Genomic DNA, 16,170 nt, shown 5'->3' on the forward strand with positions numbered 1-16,170 from the left:
AGAGTGCGATGTTTGGTCTGGTTTTTGGTATTTTTTTTGGTTGTTTGGCGATCGGTGTACCGATTGCTTTTGCGCTCTATTTTTCTTCCTTCAGTATGCTGCTCTGGATGGGAATTCCGGATATGATCATGGTCCAACGGGTGATCGGTGCTATCGAAAAATACCCGCTGCTGTGTATCCCGTTTTTCATCCTGGCAGGTTCCCTGATGAGTGCCGGAGGGATCACGCAAAGGTTGATCCATTTTGCCAACCTGCTGGTTGGCCGCTTTAGGGGTGCCCTTGGTTTGGTTAATGTCGTGACCTGCATGTTTTTTAGCGGGATTTCCGGGTCGGCCGTGGCTGATGCCACTTCTGTTGGGTCGGTGGTAATTCCGGCCATGAAAAAAGAAGGCTACCGCCCTGAATTTTGCTCGGCTATTACTGCAAGCGCCGCGATTTGCGGCCCGATCATTCCCCCCAGTATTCCGATGGTGGTCTTTGGAATCGCAACGGCCGTTCCTATCGGTAAACTGTTTCTGGCAGGAGCTTTTCCCGGGATCTTGTACGGCTTATTCCTCCTGTTCGGGGCCTATGTTTATGCTTGGCGGCATAAACTTCCGAGGCACGAAGCCGCCAGTGTAAAAGAGATGGTAGGGGGAATTCGGGTTGGGGGTACGGCACTCGCCATGCCGATCATCATTGTGGCTGGCGTCGCGACCGGGATGGTAACCGATGCTGAGCTTGGGGTCATTGCCGCGCTCTATGCCTTGTTTGTCGGGCTCTTTATCCATCGGGAATTGACTATCGGCAAGATTGTTGAGTGCTTGCAGGAAACAGTGGTTACCTCTGCCGTGGTTCTTTTTATCATGGGGGCGGCCAACCTCTTTAGCTGGTTGCTCGCAGTGTCCGGGGCACCGCAGATGCTGGTTCAGGCAATTTTTGACATCACGGAAAATAAATGGCTTATTTTATTGATGCTGAATCTCCTGCTGTTGGTGATCGGTTGCTTTATTGATGGGATCCCCGCTATTCTCCTGCTGGCTCCCATCCTGCTGCCGCTGGCAATCAAGTTGGGGATCGATCCGGTTCATTTCGGAGTCATTTTTGTATTTAATTTGATGGTAGGGAATTTAACCCCCCCTGTCGGCTTAACCCTGCTGGTGACTCTAAGATTTTCGGGGGCATCGTTGATGGGCGCTTCAAAAGCAGTGCTGCCATATTTCTTGCTCGCTTTGCTGGCTCTTGCTTTGATAACGGTATTTCCATGGTTTTCTGTTTTCCTGCCTAATCTGCTCTACTAGGATTGTGAGCATTGGATGTTTTCCGAGAAGGCTTCCGAATCTTCCAGATCTGCTCTCATGGGTCAATCTGAGCTGAATTATTTCTTTTTTGTGCCACTTGTCAGGACTGCCTGCCGCTGATATTCATGGGAGGAACACTAGCCTGAGAGGGTGGGTTGAGTTATTATGCCAGGGACAAAACCCAGTCTGCTCCCAGGAGTTCTTAATCAGGTTGATCTGCAAGACAATGATCCTATGAAAGGAAAACGAGGATTTTCAATGGTGGCGGAAGAAAATTATTTTTCAGGCTCCGAGCATGGCGAATATGCCTTGGTTCTGGACGGAAACAAAGAGATTTTTGGTGCCGGAAGCCTGGCAGAAGTTGGCGCACATGGCAGAGTTTTGGGGATGACCCGGGTGGCGTTGTTTACCGACGCCCGCCTGGCTAAACTCCCCGCGGTCGAGACAGCAGTCAAATCGTTACGCGATAAGGGAATCAAGGTGACGGTATTCGATGGTGTCGAGATTGAACCGTCTGACCGGTCGCTTAAAGCAGCCTTGCGGTTTGCTGAAAGTGATACTTTTGATGGGTTTGTCAGTGTCGGAGGTGGCTCGGTGATGGACACCTGTAAAGCGGTCAGCCTTTATGCCAGTTATCCTCCCGCGGATTTCCTCGACTATGTCAATAAGCCGCTGGGCAAGGCACTGCCTGCGCCAGGGCCGCTCAAACCGCATATCGCCTGTCCGACAACCTTTGGAACCTCGAGTGAATGTACCAACGTTGCGATCTTCAATTTTCTGGAACTGGGGACCAAGGCCGGGATCTCCAATCGAGCCATCAAACCGACCCTGGGGATTATTGATCCAAATGCTTTGAAAACCCTTCCCTCTCAGGTTGTTGCCTCCAATGGTATGGATGTTTTCAGCCATGCCGTCGAATCCTATACCGCTCGCCCTTTTACCAGCCGGCCGGTTGCGGAGGACCCGACTGCCAGGCCTGTGATTCAGGGTTCCAACCCTTTCAGCGATATGAATTGTCTCGAGGCGATCCGTTTGATTGGCCAGAATCTTGTCAGGGCGGTTCAGGATCCGGACGATATTGCTGCCCGTGAAAAGCTTTCTTTTTCAGGTTTGCTGGGCGGAATAGGTTTCAGAACCGCCGGTTGTAATTTGCCCCACGGCATGTCTTATGCCGTCGCCGGCCTGGTGCGTGATTATCATGCCAAGGGTTGGCCTGATGACCATCCTTTGGTGCCCCATGGTTTCGCCGTTATCGTCAACTCTCCCTCGGTGTTTCGCTATATGGGCTCGACCTGCCCCGAGCGTTATACAGAGGCCGCCCGGGCGCTTGGCATGTCTCGTCTGGCCGCAGATCAGGATGCCGGAGATTATCTTGCCGGTGGCGTCATTGAATTGATGAAGGAGGTTGGCGCTCCCAACGGGCTCACGGCACTGGGGTATACGGCGGCCGATCTGGATGCCCTGACCGAGAAGGGGTGGCCTCAGCGACGGGTTATTGACAATGCGGCCAAGGCTATCACTAAAGACGAGCTGAGGAGGATGTTTGAGGGGGCGCTTTCCTACTGGTAATGGCTGCGTTGCGCCGAGGGCAACGGCTCATTTTTGCATGAGTGGACGGTACCCCAAGGGGGTGTAGTTACCGACTCTACAGATAATGTCAATTCTTCCATGACTCTGCTTCTCGTTCAGACTCAGGAGATTCCAGGCTGAGCTATAGCTGCTGTTCCAAACTGGCTGGCCTAAACCGTCAGCCTGGTTATTTTTCAGCCAACAGGCCCAAGCTCCGGCTTCGTGGGGATTTCCAGAGCAATCTTTGACATTGTCCTGCATTGCAGTAGAATAGGGCTTTTCTTGCAGTTTATCTGGAGTTTTGCCCATGTCATTACGCGCTCTTCGCACTCTGATCGCTATTTCCCGCAAGGGCAGCTTCGTCGCTGCTGCTGACCAGCTCGGCCTGACCCAGGCGGCCGTTAGCCTGCAAGTTAAAAATCTGGAAGAAGACCTGGAGATCGAGCTGTTTAATCGAGACGGCCGCAAACCCAAGCTGAATGCGAGTGGCAGGTTGGTTGTCGAACGGGCCGAACAGATTATCGGTCTCTATGATGGTCTGAAGCAAGAACTGAACCCGGCCGGGGCGATCGAAGGGGAACTGTTTCTCGGGGCAATCCCGACTGTGGTCACCGGACCTTTACCGGCGGTGCTGGCCGAACTGCAAAATAACTATCCACAATTGAAAATCAGGGTCTTCTGCAGTCTTTCCGCCGAGCTGGCGAGAAGGGTTGAAGAAGATGAGCTTGACGGGGCTCTTATTACCGAGCCGGTCAGGTCGATTCCTCCCTCCTGTCAGTGGTCTGAATATGACACCGAGCTTTTTTACATTGTTGCACCCAAGGGAACGCCGGCCTCTGACGAAGAATCACTGTTCCGGCAGTTCCCATTTATTCGTTTCGACCGCACGGCCTGGGCAGGAACCATTGTTGATGAATATCTGCTAAAACGTGGGATTGATGCCCAGGAAGTTATGGAGTTCGATTCTTGTGAAGCCGCGCTGAGCATGGTCGCTCAAGGATTGGGTATTACGGTTGTCTCTTTCAGCCAGCAACGGCTCCGGGATGCTGCGGATCTTTACTCTTTTATCTCCTTTGGAAAACCTCAGTTATCACGGCGTATCGGTCTTTATCAAAAGCGGCAACACCCGCGGCAGAAAATTTTGAACCTGGTTTTTGATGCCATGTTGAGACAGAAATAAACTCAATAAAAATTTAAGAAAAACTCAAGAATTATAAATTTTACTTTATTGAAATCTTGTACTAACGTCTTCTTAACGCAAACATCCACTGTTTGATTGTGACCACAAGGCTGCTTGCAAAAAGTTCTGTTTAGCAAATCCATTGCGACTTTTATAAGGAGACCAACCCATGGCCAAAGCACCTAAAGTCCTCAGCGCAGAAGAAAAGCAAAAAGTTGATGAGCTGTTCGTCCGGGCCCGTGCAGCGCAGGCCCAGATTGAAAACCTCGATCAGGAAACCGTTGACCGTGCCGTTCAGGCTGTTGCCTGGGCTGCTGCCAACGAAAAGACCTTTACCCGTCTGGCCCAAATGGGGGTCGATGAAAGCGGTCTCGGTGACCGTGCCGGGCGCCCCTACAAACGGGCCAAAATCATCGGCATCCTGCGCGACTGCCTGCGGGAGAAGAGTGTCGGCATTATCGAAGAAATTCCGGAAAAAGGGATCGTTAAGTACGGCAAGCCGGTTGGTGTGGTCGCTTGCCTGATTCCGACGACCAACCCGGCCCTGACTCCGCCGACCAACGGGCTCTATTCACTGAAAGCCCGCAATGCCACGATCTTTGCGCCGCACCCGCGCAGCAAGCAAACCACCTTCGAGACCATCGCCGTGATGCGCGCCGCCCTGAAAAAGGTTGGCCTGCCGGAAGACCTGTTCCTGTGTATCGACCAGCCGAGCATTCCGTCTTCCCAGTACCTGATGAGCCAGGCCGACCTGTCCATCGCCACTGGCGGTCCGGCCATGGTCAAGGCCGCTTACAGCTCCGGCAAGCCCGCCTACGGGGTTGGCGCCGGTAACGCCACCATGTGTTTCGATGAAACCACCGCCCAGGACGTCAAGACCGCGGCTATGAACGTGCGGTTGAGTAAAACCGCCGACTACGGCTCGGGCTGCTCTGCCGACGGCAACCTGATGATTCACGACAGTGTCTACGCCGCTATGCTGGAAGCTCTGCAGGCAGAAGGTGGTTATCTGTGCAACGCTGATGAGAAAGCCAAACTGACCAAAGTGTTGTGGGATGATGAACTGCACCGGACCATCGACACCATTGCCTGCTCCGCCCAGTCGATTGCCGAGAAAGCCGGCTTCAGGATTCCGGAAGACCGTTGCATGCTGCTTTGCGAAGAGGACAACATCGGTCCTGAATATCCCTGGTGCAAAGAGAAGATGGCGCCGATCATCGGTGTTTTCAAATATAGCGGAACCTATGACAAGGCGATTGAGCGTCTCCAGGAAATCTACAAGGTCGGTGGGCGCGGCCACTCTTGTGGAATCTACAGCTTTAACGACGAGCACATTCACATGCATGCCCTGGCTATGCCGGTCAGCCGGATCATGGTGCGCCAGCCGCAATCCAAGGCCAACTCCGGGTCCTTGACCAACGGTATGCCGATGACCTCTTCCATGGGGTGCGGTGTCTGGGGCGGCAACATCACCAACGAGAACGTGCACTTGAAACACTATATGAACGTGACCTGGGTCAGCCGGCCGATTCCCGAGGATCGTCCTTCGGATCAGGAATTGTTCGGCGAATTTTATAACGACGAGACCCTCGTTTTCCCATAACAATATGCGTGCCCGGGCGCTGGCCACCCGGGCACGACCAGCAAATACTCCTGCGGCTCAATACACCTCCATTTTCTAGCCGCAGTTATTTATATACAGCGATCGTGAAAGAGAGATTTTTTCACGAACCCTTGCTGCTGCAGCATGGGAGAGCCTATTGGGGCTTGTGGACCAAGAAAGAGACACGGTGAACAAAAACGCCTTTGATCAATGGATCAAAGGCGTTTTTGTTTGTTAATTCTTTGTTCTTTCCCAGGATCAGTTTTCCTTAAGGATATTGAGCATCCGGCGCAACGGTTCGGCGGCTCCCCAGAGCAGTTGATCGCCGCAGGTGAAGACCGACAGGTACTCCGGACCCATCTTCATTTTGCGAACCCGACCGACCGGAACGGAAAGGGTCCCGGACACTGCTGCCGGGGTCAGCCCTTCCAGCGACGCGGCTTTGGTATTGGGGATCAGTTTAACCCATGGGTTCGCTTCCGCGATGATCGTTTCGATATCCGCGATGGGGACATCTTTGGTCAGTTTGATGGTCAACGCCTGGCTATGGCAGCGCATGGCGCCGACCCGGACGCAGATGCCGTCAATCGGGATCTGCTGTGCAGTGGCCAGAATCTTGTTGGTTTCGGCAATTCCTTTCCACTCTTCCCGACTCTGACCATCTTCGACTTCCTTGTCGATCCAGGGCAGCACGCTGCCGGCCAGCGGATAGCCGAATTCGGAGGTCGGGAATCCTTCGCTGCGCAGGGTTTCGGTGACCTTGCGGTCGATATCGAGAATTGTCGAACCCGGAGTTTTCAGTTCTTCATTGACGCAATCGCTGAGCACGCCCATCTGTGCCAGCAGTTCACGCATGTTGGGTGCCCCGGCTCCGGAGGCAGCCTGATAGGTCATGGAACTGACCCATTCAACCAACCCGGCCTTGAACAGCCCGCCAATGCCCATCAGCATCAGACTGACGGTACAGTTGCCGCCGATGAAATCTTTTCCCCCTGCGGCCAGGGCTTTGTCGATCACATCGCGGTTAATGGGGTCCAGGATGATAACGGCATTGTCGTCCATCCGTAATGACGAGGCCGCGTCGATCCAGTAACCGTCCCAGCCTTGCTGACGTAGTTTGGGGTGAACTTCTTTTGTGTAATCACCGCCCTGGCAGGTGATGATGACATCCTGCTCAGCGAGCTTTTCAATATTGCCGGCATCTTCAAGGACACTCGGTCCCTGACCGAAATCGGGAGCTTCCTGACCGGCTTGTGAAGTCGAGAAAAAGACCGGCCGGACCCCGGCGAGATCATTCTCTTCGACCATACGTTGCATCAGCACGGAACCGACCATGCCACGCCAACCGACTAATCCGACTTTCATAAATGTTCTCCATGTTGACGGGTAAAAAAAAACCACTTATGCTGCCTGAAGCGGCCAGGGTTCCTGGCCGATAAGTCGAAAATTCTACCAGTTATTTACCTGAATTGGTAATTATTTTTTTATGGCGAGGCGGTTATGTCCCATTATGAGCACAACCTTCCCCTGGGGAAAAGTACCGTTTACAAAGCGGAATACGACCCGACTTTACTGTGCCCTTTTCCGCGCCAGGTCAAACGTGATGTGATCGGGATTACCGAAGAATTGCCGTTTGGTGGCTATGATATCTGGAATGCTTATGAATTGTCCTGGCTGAATCAGCGGGGGAAGCCGGTTGTGGCGATGGGCGAGTTTCATATCCCCTGTGAAACCGCGCAGTTGATCGAGTCCAAGTCCTTCAAGCTCTACCTTAACTCATTCAACCAGACCCGGTTTAGCGATAGTGATCAGGTCGTCGAACGGATCACTGCCGACCTGTCTGCTGCCGCCGGCGGGAAGGTCCGGGTACGGCTGATCGAAAGCCACCAGTTTGTGACCGAGGGGATTCAGACGCTCCCCGGAGAGTGCATTGATGACCTCGATATCGACGTCGATAGCTATTCCCTGAACCCGGCTTTGCTTGAATCTGCCAGCGACGCTTCTCAGCAGGTGAGCGAGGAGTTGCACAGTCACCTGCTGAAAAGCAATTGCCTGGTGACCAGCCAACCGGATTGGGGCAGTGTGCTGATCCGCTATCAGGGTGGCCGGATTGATCGGGAAGCCCTGTTGCGCTATCTGATTTCTTTTCGTCAGCACAATGAGTTTCATGAACAGTGTGTCGAGCGGATTTTTGTCGATCTGATGCGCTATTGCCAGCCTGTCAAGCTGACCGTTTATGCTCGCTATACCCGGCGTGGCGGTCTTGATATCAACCCGTTTCGTTCCAATTTTGAAACCCGTATCGCCAACCTCAGGTTGGTCCGGCAATAACCGAACCGAGCGCACGGTGTTCTTCCGGCCTAGCCCGGGGCCGGGTCAGGCGACTTCCGATGTCGCTGTCTGCAGGCCTGGCGGGTTAATGACAACCTGGTTGCGCCCTTTGTCCTTGGCCTGATAAAGGGCCTGATCGGCCGCCTCAAACAGCACTTCAAACGAAGTCGCCGGCTGCTCCGGGCAGCAGACGCCGAACGAACAGGTAATGGAAGAGACGGTCGCAAAGGGGTGGGCCTCAACACTTGTTCTTAATTTTTCTGCAATTTTCCAGGCCAGCTCAGCCTCACTGGTTTCCACAAGCAGAACAAATTCCTCTCCCCCCCAGCGGCCGAAAACATCCTGACTGCGCACCAGGCTTTTGATCAGCAAGGCCATCTCCTGCAGGACCGAGTCTCCGACGCTGTGTCCGTAGCTGTCATTAATTCTTTTGAAGTGGTCAATATCGACGATGATGATGGAGAAGTCTTTGCCACTGCCGGTCCAGAGTTTAATGTTCTCCAGAAGGCCGCGGCGGTTGAAGACCCTGGTCAGGGTATCGACATTGATTTGCGTGCGTAGGCTGTTATTTGATGCCGCCAATTCGATCTGCTTGTCATGCAGGCGGTCGAGCAGATAATTGAAAAAGCGGGCAACAATACCGACTTCGGTACCGCGTTCTTCATAGATTTTTCTATGCAGGGCGCCGCTGCGCATGATCCGGATGATGCTTTCGATGGTTTCCACCCAGGGCAGGCGCGCCTGATGCTCGGTAACATTCAGGCCAAGGACTTCATCGCGTTTGGACACGCGCAGGGTCTTGGTCAGGCGGAGCAATGAAAATAGCAGCAGACCGCCGGGGAAAGCCAGTCCGAACGCGGCGATGACACCGGTCGCCTGGACCCCTAAAAATTGCCAGCGGGTCAGTCCTGCCGGAACCAGGCCGAACAGGCCCACGGCCAGGGTCCCCCAGATCCCTGCACAGCCGTGAACCGCCACAACACTGAGTGGATCATCGATGCGCAGGGCGAGCATCAGGCGTTCAGCCAGGAACATGATCAAGGCGGAAATAAAGCCGACCAGGAACGATTGCTCGGCGGTGAACTGGGCACAACCCGCCGTCACTCCAACCAACCCGGCGACAATCCCGAAACTGAACAGTTCGACACCGACCATCCGGTGCAGAAAGAGGCTGAGCAGATACGCGCTCATCCCACCCGCCGCAGCGGACAGCAGCGTGTTCAGCAGGATCGAGGAAACCTCGGGTCCAAAGGACAGCAGGCTGCCGGCGTTGAAGCCGAACCAGGCAAACCAGAGGACAAAGACCCCGAAAACAATGAAATTATGATTGCCAGGGGCAAAGTATCTGGCTGTGCCGGAGTGGAATTTGCCCAATCGCGGGCCGAGCACGATGGCCCCGGCCAGGCCGACCCAGGCACCTATGGAGTGGACGACGGTAGAACCCGCGAAATCGACAAAGCCGAGCTCTTTGAGCCAACCTCCTTCGCCCCAGGCCCAGTGCCCGAAAAGTGGATAGATGATGGTGGTGATGAAGATCGCTGATAGGACATAACCGTTGAATTTCATTCTTTCAGCCACGGCACCGGAAACAATGGTGGCCGCCGTGGTGGCAAACATAGCCTGAAAGAAGAAAAAGCTGGTGACCGAGTGGTCTTTGCCGTCGATCATGAATAGGGAGGTTCCGAACATGCCGCCGTTGTCGTGTCCGAACATCAGCCCAAAGCCGATCAGCCAGAAAAAGATAAAGCCGAAGGTGGCGTCAGCCAGATTTTTCATGGCGACGTTGATGGTGTTTTTCGAGCGAACGCAGCCGGTTTCAATCATGGCAAAGCCAAGCTGCATCATAAAAACCAGGAACGCGCTGATAATGACCCAATGATAATCAAGGGCGCTATGTGAGTTCATGTTGGAACCTCGATGGTCGTGTTGGTCCTGATGTGGAAGGCTGGCCTGCAAGGCCGCCCAGATTTCCCCCTCTTCTTTTGTTAACGGTTGCCAGCAGGCCAAAAATCTCCCTACAGAAGATCGCTTGCGGGGTCGGCATCTTTTCGATTGAGTTGCTTGTTGAAAATGTCCATCCCTGGCTTTTTCCAAGACCGGCTGAAACAAAAAAAGCCTCGCAGACCGAATGAAATCCGGTCGCAAAGGCTCCTTTGCCAAATCGCGCTGAAATTTTTCTTGTGTTTATCTGTCTGTTTTTACGACATTTTAAAAAATATGATAAGTGGTTAATTTTGTCAAATCTAAAATAAGACAAATTTTACATTTGTGCTGGTCAGGCATTGTCAACGGAGAGAAGATAAAAGCTGCTTTTGCTGCCAAGTGTGGCATTTTTTCCATGCGGAGCATGGTTTATTAGCCACAGCTGGGGAAAGTTGATTTTTTGGCTCAAGTTATTTCAAAGAGTTATCTTCTAGTTCTTATTGGCAAACCTTTTGCAGAGACAGGGCGGTATCTTTATTTTGCCAACTCCCCTTATTTATGTAACGGATCATCAATTGTTTCGATTAGCCTACATCAGTCTGATCCTGTTTCTGGCACTGTGCGGCTGGGCTTCCCCAGTCTTTGCGGACTTGTATTATTCCGGAAACGTGGGTGTTGTTGCCGTGGAAGATTCGAGCATTAACGATGGCAACGACAGTGGCGAAATGAGTTTTGATGACGGTTTTGCCGCAACCGGCGCGTTGGGAGACGCTTTGGGCAACGGCATGCGCGTTGAGATGGAATTGGGCTATCGGGTCAATGATCTGAATCGGATCGCCGTGGATGGGTACGGAACCACCAGGGTCGGTGGCAACCTGAAAACCATTTCGCTGATGGGCAATGCTTATTACGATTTTCTAAATGCCGGGCCATTCAGGCCGTTCATCGGGGTCGGTGCCGGGGTTGCCGATATCGAGGCGGATATCGATCTGGTCGGTACAGAAGATGATACGGTTTTTGCCTACCAGATCGCGGCCGGAGGCAGCTTGTCAGTCAATGATCACCTGAGTATTGATGTTCAATATCGTTATTTCGCCACCGAAGATCCCAATTTTGATGGCTTGAAAGCTGAATACGCAACCCACAACCTGTTTTTCGGTTTACGCTTCAACTTCTGAGCTTATCCAGCTTTGCCCCCTCCTGTCGGCCCGTCAATTGCTGCCCTGACTTTCACGGCCAACCCGCGTAGTGAAAATGGTTTCTGGATAAATTCGATGTCCCTTTCAATGAACTGAGGACGGACAGACGTGTTTTGATTTGTTTGGACGTTTGTTGTGATCAAATCGGGTCGGCAGAATTGTCTTTTCATGTAAAGCTGTTTATGCTTGTGAGGCACCCCGGCAAGGCCGGGAATGAAACTGCAGAGGCGATTCGGTCAGAGTGTCAGAGAGGCTCGGAGATGAAAACATTTCTTGTCTATATCGTTGTAGTTTTTTGTTGTGGCATCGGAACGTTTTTCATATATCGCCACATTCAGGCCTCACACTTCAGCAGCACCGCAGTGCCCTATATCTATGAGGTGCTCCCCAAAATCGCCAGCTGGAATCCGGATCTTCTTGACCAGATCATCGCTCCGGACATTATGCGGCAAACCGATCCGGCTGATTTAGTGCGCCTGATGGCCTCCCTCTCCCGACTGGGGGCCCTTGAATCAATGGGGGTTCCCAGCTTCAGGCACAAAGCGACTGCCGGATCGGATCCTGAGCGGGAGAAAGTGGTCGTCACTTACCTGGTCGAGGGCGTTTTTTCCCGCGGCTCCGCCACGATTACCCTCAGTCTGCTCCAGGACGGCAGTTCTTATCGGGTTTATCATTTCAATTTTCAAAGTGAAGCGCTGGGGCCTTGATTGTCCGGGGCACCCGCTGGGGACGCCCCGGGGTTATTTCCCTTGATTCTTTTCAGGGCTGCAGCGGGATAACGAAAACCGGGCGGCGGCATTTCCTGAGAACCTTCTCGGTGACACTGCCAAGGAAAGTATGTTCCAGGGGACCTTTGCCATGGGTTCCCATGACAATGACATCAGCCTCCAGCTCATCTGCTGTTTCCAGAATTTTGACGACGGGATGGCCGGTCACCACCCTGGCACCGGCAAAGCGAGCTAAATCGTCCGGATAGTCGGTCAGCTCTCTTTGGGCGAACTGATCAAGCTCTCTTTTGAGTTCTTCCGTGGCTTTTTGAATATTGTCTCGTTCGAATTCCTCCAGCCGGCTCTCCCCCATAACCGAAGTCAGATAACTGCGCATGGATGAATCGACCTGCTGGATAACATGGAGCAGGTGTATTTCGGAATTATTCTGCCGCGCCAGCATGACGGCATGTCTGAAAGCATTATCCGAATTAGGAGTGAAGTCGGTGGTGACGAGGATTTTTTTGTAAAGGGGCAACATGAGTGAAACCTCCTTCCCGGTCAGGGTGGTCAAAGCATCCAGAATACACAACTCAAACACTTAAATTATACTCCATTTCTGAACTCAATGCAGATCGGAGGGGAGCCTTCGGGGAGGCTGCATAGCGGCATCCGGGCGATTTTGCGCCTGTGGAAAATGATTGGACTCTGCTCTGACTGTCCCCGGATTCTAACTCCAGAAACCTTCTGCAACGACCGGTGTGAACATGGAAGTTTGTCCGTTCGAGAAAGCTAAATATTTAAAAAATAGAAGAAAATTATGAAATTTTTATTTGACTTCAGAGCTGGAGGAGCTATTCATTAAAGGGATGGTCGGTTGCGCCAGCGGCCTGAGCACGGCAAAACCCACCGGGCTGAGAGGGCAGGATGGCCGCAGACACGGAAGAATGCTTGCTTCAGGGAGGGGAAAAAGCTTCACGGAGGAAATAAATGGATTATTTTCAGGGTGATCGGGTGCGAATCCTCGGCAAGCCCGAGTGGGGACCGGGCATCATTCAGGCACACTCCAAAAACGGCAAAGTCAATGTCAGATTTTTTGAAGCGGGGAGAAAGACCCTTGATTTACGGCATGCAAAATTGATCAAGGTGGTTTTCCGCGACCCCGAATGGATCGCAGCGCAGGCCGCACGGGTTTGGGGGAACGGCGCCAATAAGCATTGAAGGCAGCATAATGGTTGCCGGCTGTGTTTCTTAGCCGTTTGCGAGTTCCTTAACGGCCAGATTTGTCCGGCGAAAAAAACTCAGTCAGATCCAGTCCGAAATAGCGCAGGCACATCAGCAGCAGCGCGGCCGCAGCCGCCTCATCCAGGTTTCCCACCAGCGGTAGGTTATCCGGAATAATCTCGAAAATCCCGGCCGTTGGGTTCAGCAGGTAGATCAACGCCAACAATCCGAGCAGGAAGATGCCGGCTTTTTTCATGCCCATGCCCATGCCCTTTCGCTTTTTTGCCTTTGCAGAGTTAAGCATAGCATAAAATATCTTGGCGCAGCTGGCTTGATAAGCTATTTGAATTTGTGGATATTCTTGTGGATTCGCAATCTTCTTGAACGCGGGAGGCAAATGCCGCCTGACTATTATTTGTTGTATTCATATAGTATAATTTCTTGGAAAAATAACTCTCTTTGCAGATGGAGATAAAAAATGGCACGCAAATTTTTGAAAATCGCCTTAGTTTTTGTCGTGGTGGCATTGGCGGGTTGTCAGACCACAACGGATTATTATCTCGGCGCCCGGGCTAGCGGGGGAACCATTGCCAGGATTCCGGCAACAGATGAAAGCGGCCTGCACTGGCAGGATCTGTATCTGAGTGTGGATTATGCTCTGGCCAGACAGGGGGACCGTTTGGCGCTGAGCGGAACCTTTACTTTCGCCAATAGCCCCAGATTTGTTTACAAGCGGGTTTATGACATGAAGTTGAAGTTCTTCCTGCTGGATGCCGCAAACCGGGTTGTGGCTTATCGAGATGTCGGCAGGACGTTGACCCATGGCCTGGAAGATGAAACCAGAATTAAAGGGGAGTTTACTCTGCCCGCCTCGGCCGTTGCCTATACCTTCGGGTATGAGGGGTCGTTTATTGGTGATGAGGAGGACGGCTATCACGTCTGGAAATTGCCCCAGCGTGACTGATTCGGCGGCTCTGAAGCCGTGACCTGACTGGGCCTGTTCCGGATACTGCAGACAGCCCGGAGGTTTCCCTTGCGGGCTCCGGGCTGCCTGTGGTTCTTGCTTGACAGCTAAAAGGTTAGACCTTGCGCACCAGGGTCAGGTCGCGTACGGCCCCTTTATCGGCGCTTTGGGCGAGCAGCCCATAGGCCTGAAGGGATTTGCTCACCTGCCGGTCACGGGATTCCGGCAGCCAGGCCGCGTCTCCTTTGGCTTCCATGGCGCTTCTTCTGGTTTCGAGTTCGCTATCGGCAATGGCAATCCGGATGCTGCGCTTCGGGATGTCGATTTCGATGGTATCCCCGGCTCTGACCAGCCCGATATTTCCTTTTGAGGCGGCTTCCGGACTGACATGGCCGATGGAGAGTCCTGAGGTTCCACCCGAGAAGCGTCCATCGGTGATCAGGGCGCAATCCTTGCCCAGCCCCATGGATTTCAGGTACGAGGTCGGATAAAGCATTTCCTGCATGCCCGGCCCACCGCGGGGGCCTTCGTAACGGATCACCACCACGTCGCCCTTTTTGACCTTGCCGCCGAGGATTCCCTCGACTGCGTCTTCCTGGGATTCGAACAGCACCGCAGGGCCGGTGAAGGTCCAGCAGCTCTCGTCGACCCCGGCGGTTTTAACGACACAGCCGTTTGGCGCCAGGTTGCCGTAGAGAATGGCCAGGCCGCCTTCCTTGGTGAAGGCGTGGTCGAAGGAGCGGATCACTCCTTTGCTGCGATCGGTATCGAGATTCTCAAAGCGCTGCTGCTGGGAAAAGGCTTCCAGGGACGGTACATTGCCGGGCGCGGCGCGGTAAAATTCCCGGGTCTTTTCGTCCTGGCTGCGGATGACATCCCACTGCTCCAGCGCAGCACCCAGGGTCATGCTGTGAACAGTCGGTACCTCGCGATGAATCAGCCCGGCGCGGTCCAGTTCGCCAAGAATCCCCATGATGCCGCCGGCACGATGGACATCTTCGATGAACACATCGCCGACCGCGGGTGCGACTTTGCAGATACAGGGGGTGGACAGGGACAGGCGATTCATGTCTTCCATGGTGAAATCGACCCCGGCTTCCTGGGCAATGGCCAGCAGGTGGAGGACCGTGTTGGTGGAGCCGCCCATGGCGATATCGAGGCGCATGGCGTTTTCAAAAGCTTTGAAGGAAGCGATGCTGCGTGGCAGAACGCTCGCATCATCCTGCTCATAGTAACGTTTGCAGAGCTCGACAATCAGGCTCCCGGCTTTGAGGAACAGGTCTTTGCGGTCGGCGTGGGTGGCCACCACGGTCCCATTGCCCGGTAAGGCCAGACCGATGGCTTCGTTGAGGCAGTTCATGGAGTTGGCGGTAAACATGCCGGAGCAAGAACCGCAGGTCGGGCAGGCCGAGCGTTCAATCTGGGCCGATTCCTCATCGGATACGGTCGGATCGGCCCCTTTGACCATGGCCTGGATCAGGTCGAGTTTCAGGTCTTTTCCGCTGACGTTGGCCTTGCCGGCTTCCATCGGTCCGCCGGAGACGAAGATGGCGGGAATATTGAGCCGCATGGCCGCCATGAGCATACCGGGGGTGATTTTGTCACAGTTGGAGATGCAAACCATGGCATCCGCACAGTGGGCATTGACCATATATTCGACACTGTCGGCGATCAGATCGCGGGAAGGCAGGGAATAGAGCATGCCGCCGTGCCCCATGGCAATTCCGTCGTCGATGGCGATCGTATTGAATTCCTTGGCGACACCGCCAGCCGCTTCGATTTCACGGGCGACGAGTTGGCCGAGATCTTTCAGATGGACATGGCCGGGAACAAATTCGACAAAAGAGTTGACCACCGCGATAATCGGTTTGCCGAAATCGTCGTCTTTCATTCCCGTTGCACGCCATAGTGAACGCGCCCCGGCCATATTGCGGCCATGGGTGCTGGTGTGTGAACGATAGGCTGGCATAGGACCTCACTTTCAATGGTTTACAGTGTGCTGGAACCGTTGCTGATGAATGAATCAAACTACAAAATATCCGCTTGGATGGCAACTGAATGTTTGTGCCAATTCGTGGAACGGTGCATGATTGGAAGAGTTTGCGGACGAGCGTAGCGTTTACTCGAACGGCACCGCTGCATGGTTCTGGCAGGCTGTTGAAACACCGACTGCCGAGCCTCAATAACCTG

General features: G+C 53.5%; 14 protein-coding genes. 9 read left to right on the forward strand and 5 right to left on the reverse strand.

The window, feature by feature from the left end:
* The first annotated feature begins 8 nt into the window (after nucleotides 1-8).
* The 4 genes from N909_RS0112595 (at nucleotide 9) to N909_RS0112615 (ending at nucleotide 5,632) form a co-directional block, all read left to right on the forward strand.
* On the forward strand, nucleotides 9-1,280 hold the full coding sequence (locus tag N909_RS0112595) for a TRAP transporter large permease (RefSeq protein ID WP_029915605.1): 1,272 nt from the start codon (nucleotides 9-11) through the stop codon (nucleotides 1,278-1,280).
* A gap of 258 nt (nucleotides 1,281-1,538) precedes the next feature.
* A complete protein-coding gene (locus N909_RS0112600; RefSeq protein WP_029915606.1) occupies nucleotides 1,539-2,849 on the forward strand; it encodes a hydroxyacid-oxoacid transhydrogenase in 1,311 nt (436 codons plus the stop codon).
* A 307-nt stretch (nucleotides 2,850-3,156) separates the two neighbouring features.
* A complete protein-coding gene (locus N909_RS0112610) occupies nucleotides 3,157-4,029 on the forward strand; it encodes a LysR family transcriptional regulator (protein WP_029915610.1) in 873 nt (290 codons plus the stop codon).
* A gap of 169 nt (nucleotides 4,030-4,198) precedes the next feature.
* Complete coding sequence (locus N909_RS0112615) at nucleotides 4,199-5,632, forward strand: aldehyde dehydrogenase family protein (protein WP_029915612.1); 1,434 nt, start codon at nucleotides 4,199-4,201, stop codon at nucleotides 5,630-5,632.
* A 258-nt stretch (nucleotides 5,633-5,890) separates the two neighbouring features.
* Here the strand turns inward: N909_RS0112615 and asd are convergent, their stop codons facing one another.
* The gene (gene asd, locus N909_RS0112620; RefSeq protein WP_029915614.1) at nucleotides 5,891-6,997 is read right to left on the reverse strand and encodes an aspartate-semialdehyde dehydrogenase; all 1,107 of its coding nucleotides are present in this window, start codon (nucleotides 6,995-6,997) and stop codon (nucleotides 5,891-5,893) included.
* A gap of 135 nt (nucleotides 6,998-7,132) precedes the next feature.
* Here asd and queF point away from each other — a divergent pair, with 135 nt between their 5' ends.
* Complete coding sequence (queF, locus tag N909_RS0112625; protein ID WP_029915616.1) at nucleotides 7,133-7,963, forward strand: NADPH-dependent 7-cyano-7-deazaguanine reductase QueF; 831 nt, start codon at nucleotides 7,133-7,135, stop codon at nucleotides 7,961-7,963.
* A 45-nt stretch (nucleotides 7,964-8,008) separates the two neighbouring features.
* Here queF and amt read toward each other — a convergent pair whose 3' ends face one another.
* Nucleotides 8,009-9,868 (reverse strand): ammonium transporter, encoded by a 1,860-nt coding sequence (gene amt / locus N909_RS0112630; RefSeq protein ID WP_051689889.1) that lies wholly within the window; start codon nucleotides 9,866-9,868, stop codon nucleotides 8,009-8,011.
* A gap of 593 nt (nucleotides 9,869-10,461) precedes the next feature.
* Here amt and N909_RS0112635 point away from each other — a divergent pair.
* Both N909_RS0112635 and N909_RS0112640 read left to right on the forward strand, forming a co-directional pair.
* Entirely contained in the window at nucleotides 10,462-11,064 is a 603-nt protein-coding gene (locus tag N909_RS0112635) for an outer membrane protein (RefSeq protein WP_029915620.1), read from the forward strand.
* Nucleotides 11,065-11,345: 281 nt separating this feature from the next.
* Nucleotides 11,346-11,792: a hypothetical protein gene (locus N909_RS0112640; protein WP_029915622.1), complete on the forward strand. Its 447-nt coding sequence runs from the start codon at nucleotides 11,346-11,348 to the stop codon at nucleotides 11,790-11,792.
* Between the two features lie 52 nt (nucleotides 11,793-11,844).
* On the opposite strand, the gene N909_RS24655 is transcribed toward N909_RS0112640, so the two are convergent.
* Nucleotides 11,845-12,393, reverse strand: coding sequence for a universal stress protein (locus tag N909_RS24655; RefSeq protein WP_029915624.1), 549 nt, complete (start codon nucleotides 12,391-12,393; stop codon nucleotides 11,845-11,847).
* Between the two features lie 389 nt (nucleotides 12,394-12,782).
* On the opposite strand from N909_RS24655, the gene N909_RS0112650 reads away from it, so the two are divergent.
* Nucleotides 12,783-13,013 (forward strand): DUF3553 domain-containing protein, encoded by a 231-nt coding sequence (locus N909_RS0112650; protein ID WP_029915626.1) that lies wholly within the window; start codon nucleotides 12,783-12,785, stop codon nucleotides 13,011-13,013.
* A 49-nt stretch (nucleotides 13,014-13,062) separates the two neighbouring features.
* Here N909_RS0112650 and N909_RS0112655 read toward each other — a convergent pair whose 3' ends face one another.
* Complete coding sequence (locus tag N909_RS0112655) at nucleotides 13,063-13,278, reverse strand: DUF1232 domain-containing protein (RefSeq protein ID WP_029915628.1); 216 nt, start codon at nucleotides 13,276-13,278, stop codon at nucleotides 13,063-13,065.
* Nucleotides 13,279-13,494: 216 nt separating this feature from the next.
* Here N909_RS0112655 and N909_RS0112660 point away from each other — a divergent pair, with 216 nt between their 5' ends.
* Nucleotides 13,495-13,980, forward strand: a complete 486-nt coding sequence (locus N909_RS0112660; RefSeq protein ID WP_029915630.1) for a hypothetical protein — start codon at nucleotides 13,495-13,497, stop codon at nucleotides 13,978-13,980.
* Nucleotides 13,981-14,095: 115 nt separating this feature from the next.
* Here N909_RS0112660 and ilvD read toward each other — a convergent pair whose 3' ends face one another.
* A complete protein-coding gene (gene ilvD / locus N909_RS0112665) occupies nucleotides 14,096-15,949 on the reverse strand; it encodes a dihydroxy-acid dehydratase (protein WP_029915632.1) in 1,854 nt (617 codons plus the stop codon).
* Between the last annotated feature and the right edge of the window lie 221 nt (nucleotides 15,950-16,170).

Source organism: Pelobacter seleniigenes DSM 18267 (assembly GCF_000711225.1).
Classification (GTDB): domain Bacteria; phylum Desulfobacterota; class Desulfuromonadia; order Desulfuromonadales; family Geopsychrobacteraceae; genus Seleniibacterium; species Seleniibacterium seleniigenes.

Bases quoted from the DNA above. Each gene is read 5' to 3' on its own strand.
- N909_RS0112615 (WP_029915612.1), top strand. From the start codon at position 4,199: ATGGCCAAAGCACCTAAAGTCCTCAGCGCAGAAGAAAAGCAAAAAGTT.
- N909_RS0112595 (WP_029915605.1), top strand. From the start codon at position 9: ATGTTTGGTCTGGTTTTTGGTATTTTTTTTGGTTGTTTGGCGATCGGT.
- N909_RS0112660 (WP_029915630.1), top strand. From the start codon at position 13,495: ATGGCACGCAAATTTTTGAAAATCGCCTTAGTTTTTGTCGTGGTGGCA.
- queF (WP_029915616.1), top strand. From the start codon at position 7,133: ATGTCCCATTATGAGCACAACCTTCCCCTGGGGAAAAGTACCGTTTAC.
- N909_RS0112655 (WP_029915628.1), bottom strand. From the start codon at position 13,278: ATGGGCATGAAAAAAGCCGGCATCTTCCTGCTCGGATTGTTGGCGTTG.
- N909_RS0112650 (WP_029915626.1), top strand. From the start codon at position 12,783: ATGGATTATTTTCAGGGTGATCGGGTGCGAATCCTCGGCAAGCCCGAG.
- asd (WP_029915614.1), bottom strand. From the start codon at position 6,997: ATGAAAGTCGGATTAGTCGGTTGGCGTGGCATGGTCGGTTCCGTGCTG.
- ilvD (WP_029915632.1), bottom strand. From the start codon at position 15,949: ATGCCAGCCTATCGTTCACACACCAGCACCCATGGCCGCAATATGGCC.
- N909_RS0112610 (WP_029915610.1), top strand. From the start codon at position 3,157: ATGTCATTACGCGCTCTTCGCACTCTGATCGCTATTTCCCGCAAGGGC.
- N909_RS0112640 (WP_029915622.1), top strand. From the start codon at position 11,346: ATGAAAACATTTCTTGTCTATATCGTTGTAGTTTTTTGTTGTGGCATC.
- N909_RS0112600 (WP_029915606.1), top strand. From the start codon at position 1,539: ATGGTGGCGGAAGAAAATTATTTTTCAGGCTCCGAGCATGGCGAATAT.
- amt (WP_051689889.1), bottom strand. From the start codon at position 9,868: ATGAACTCACATAGCGCCCTTGATTATCATTGGGTCATTATCAGCGCG.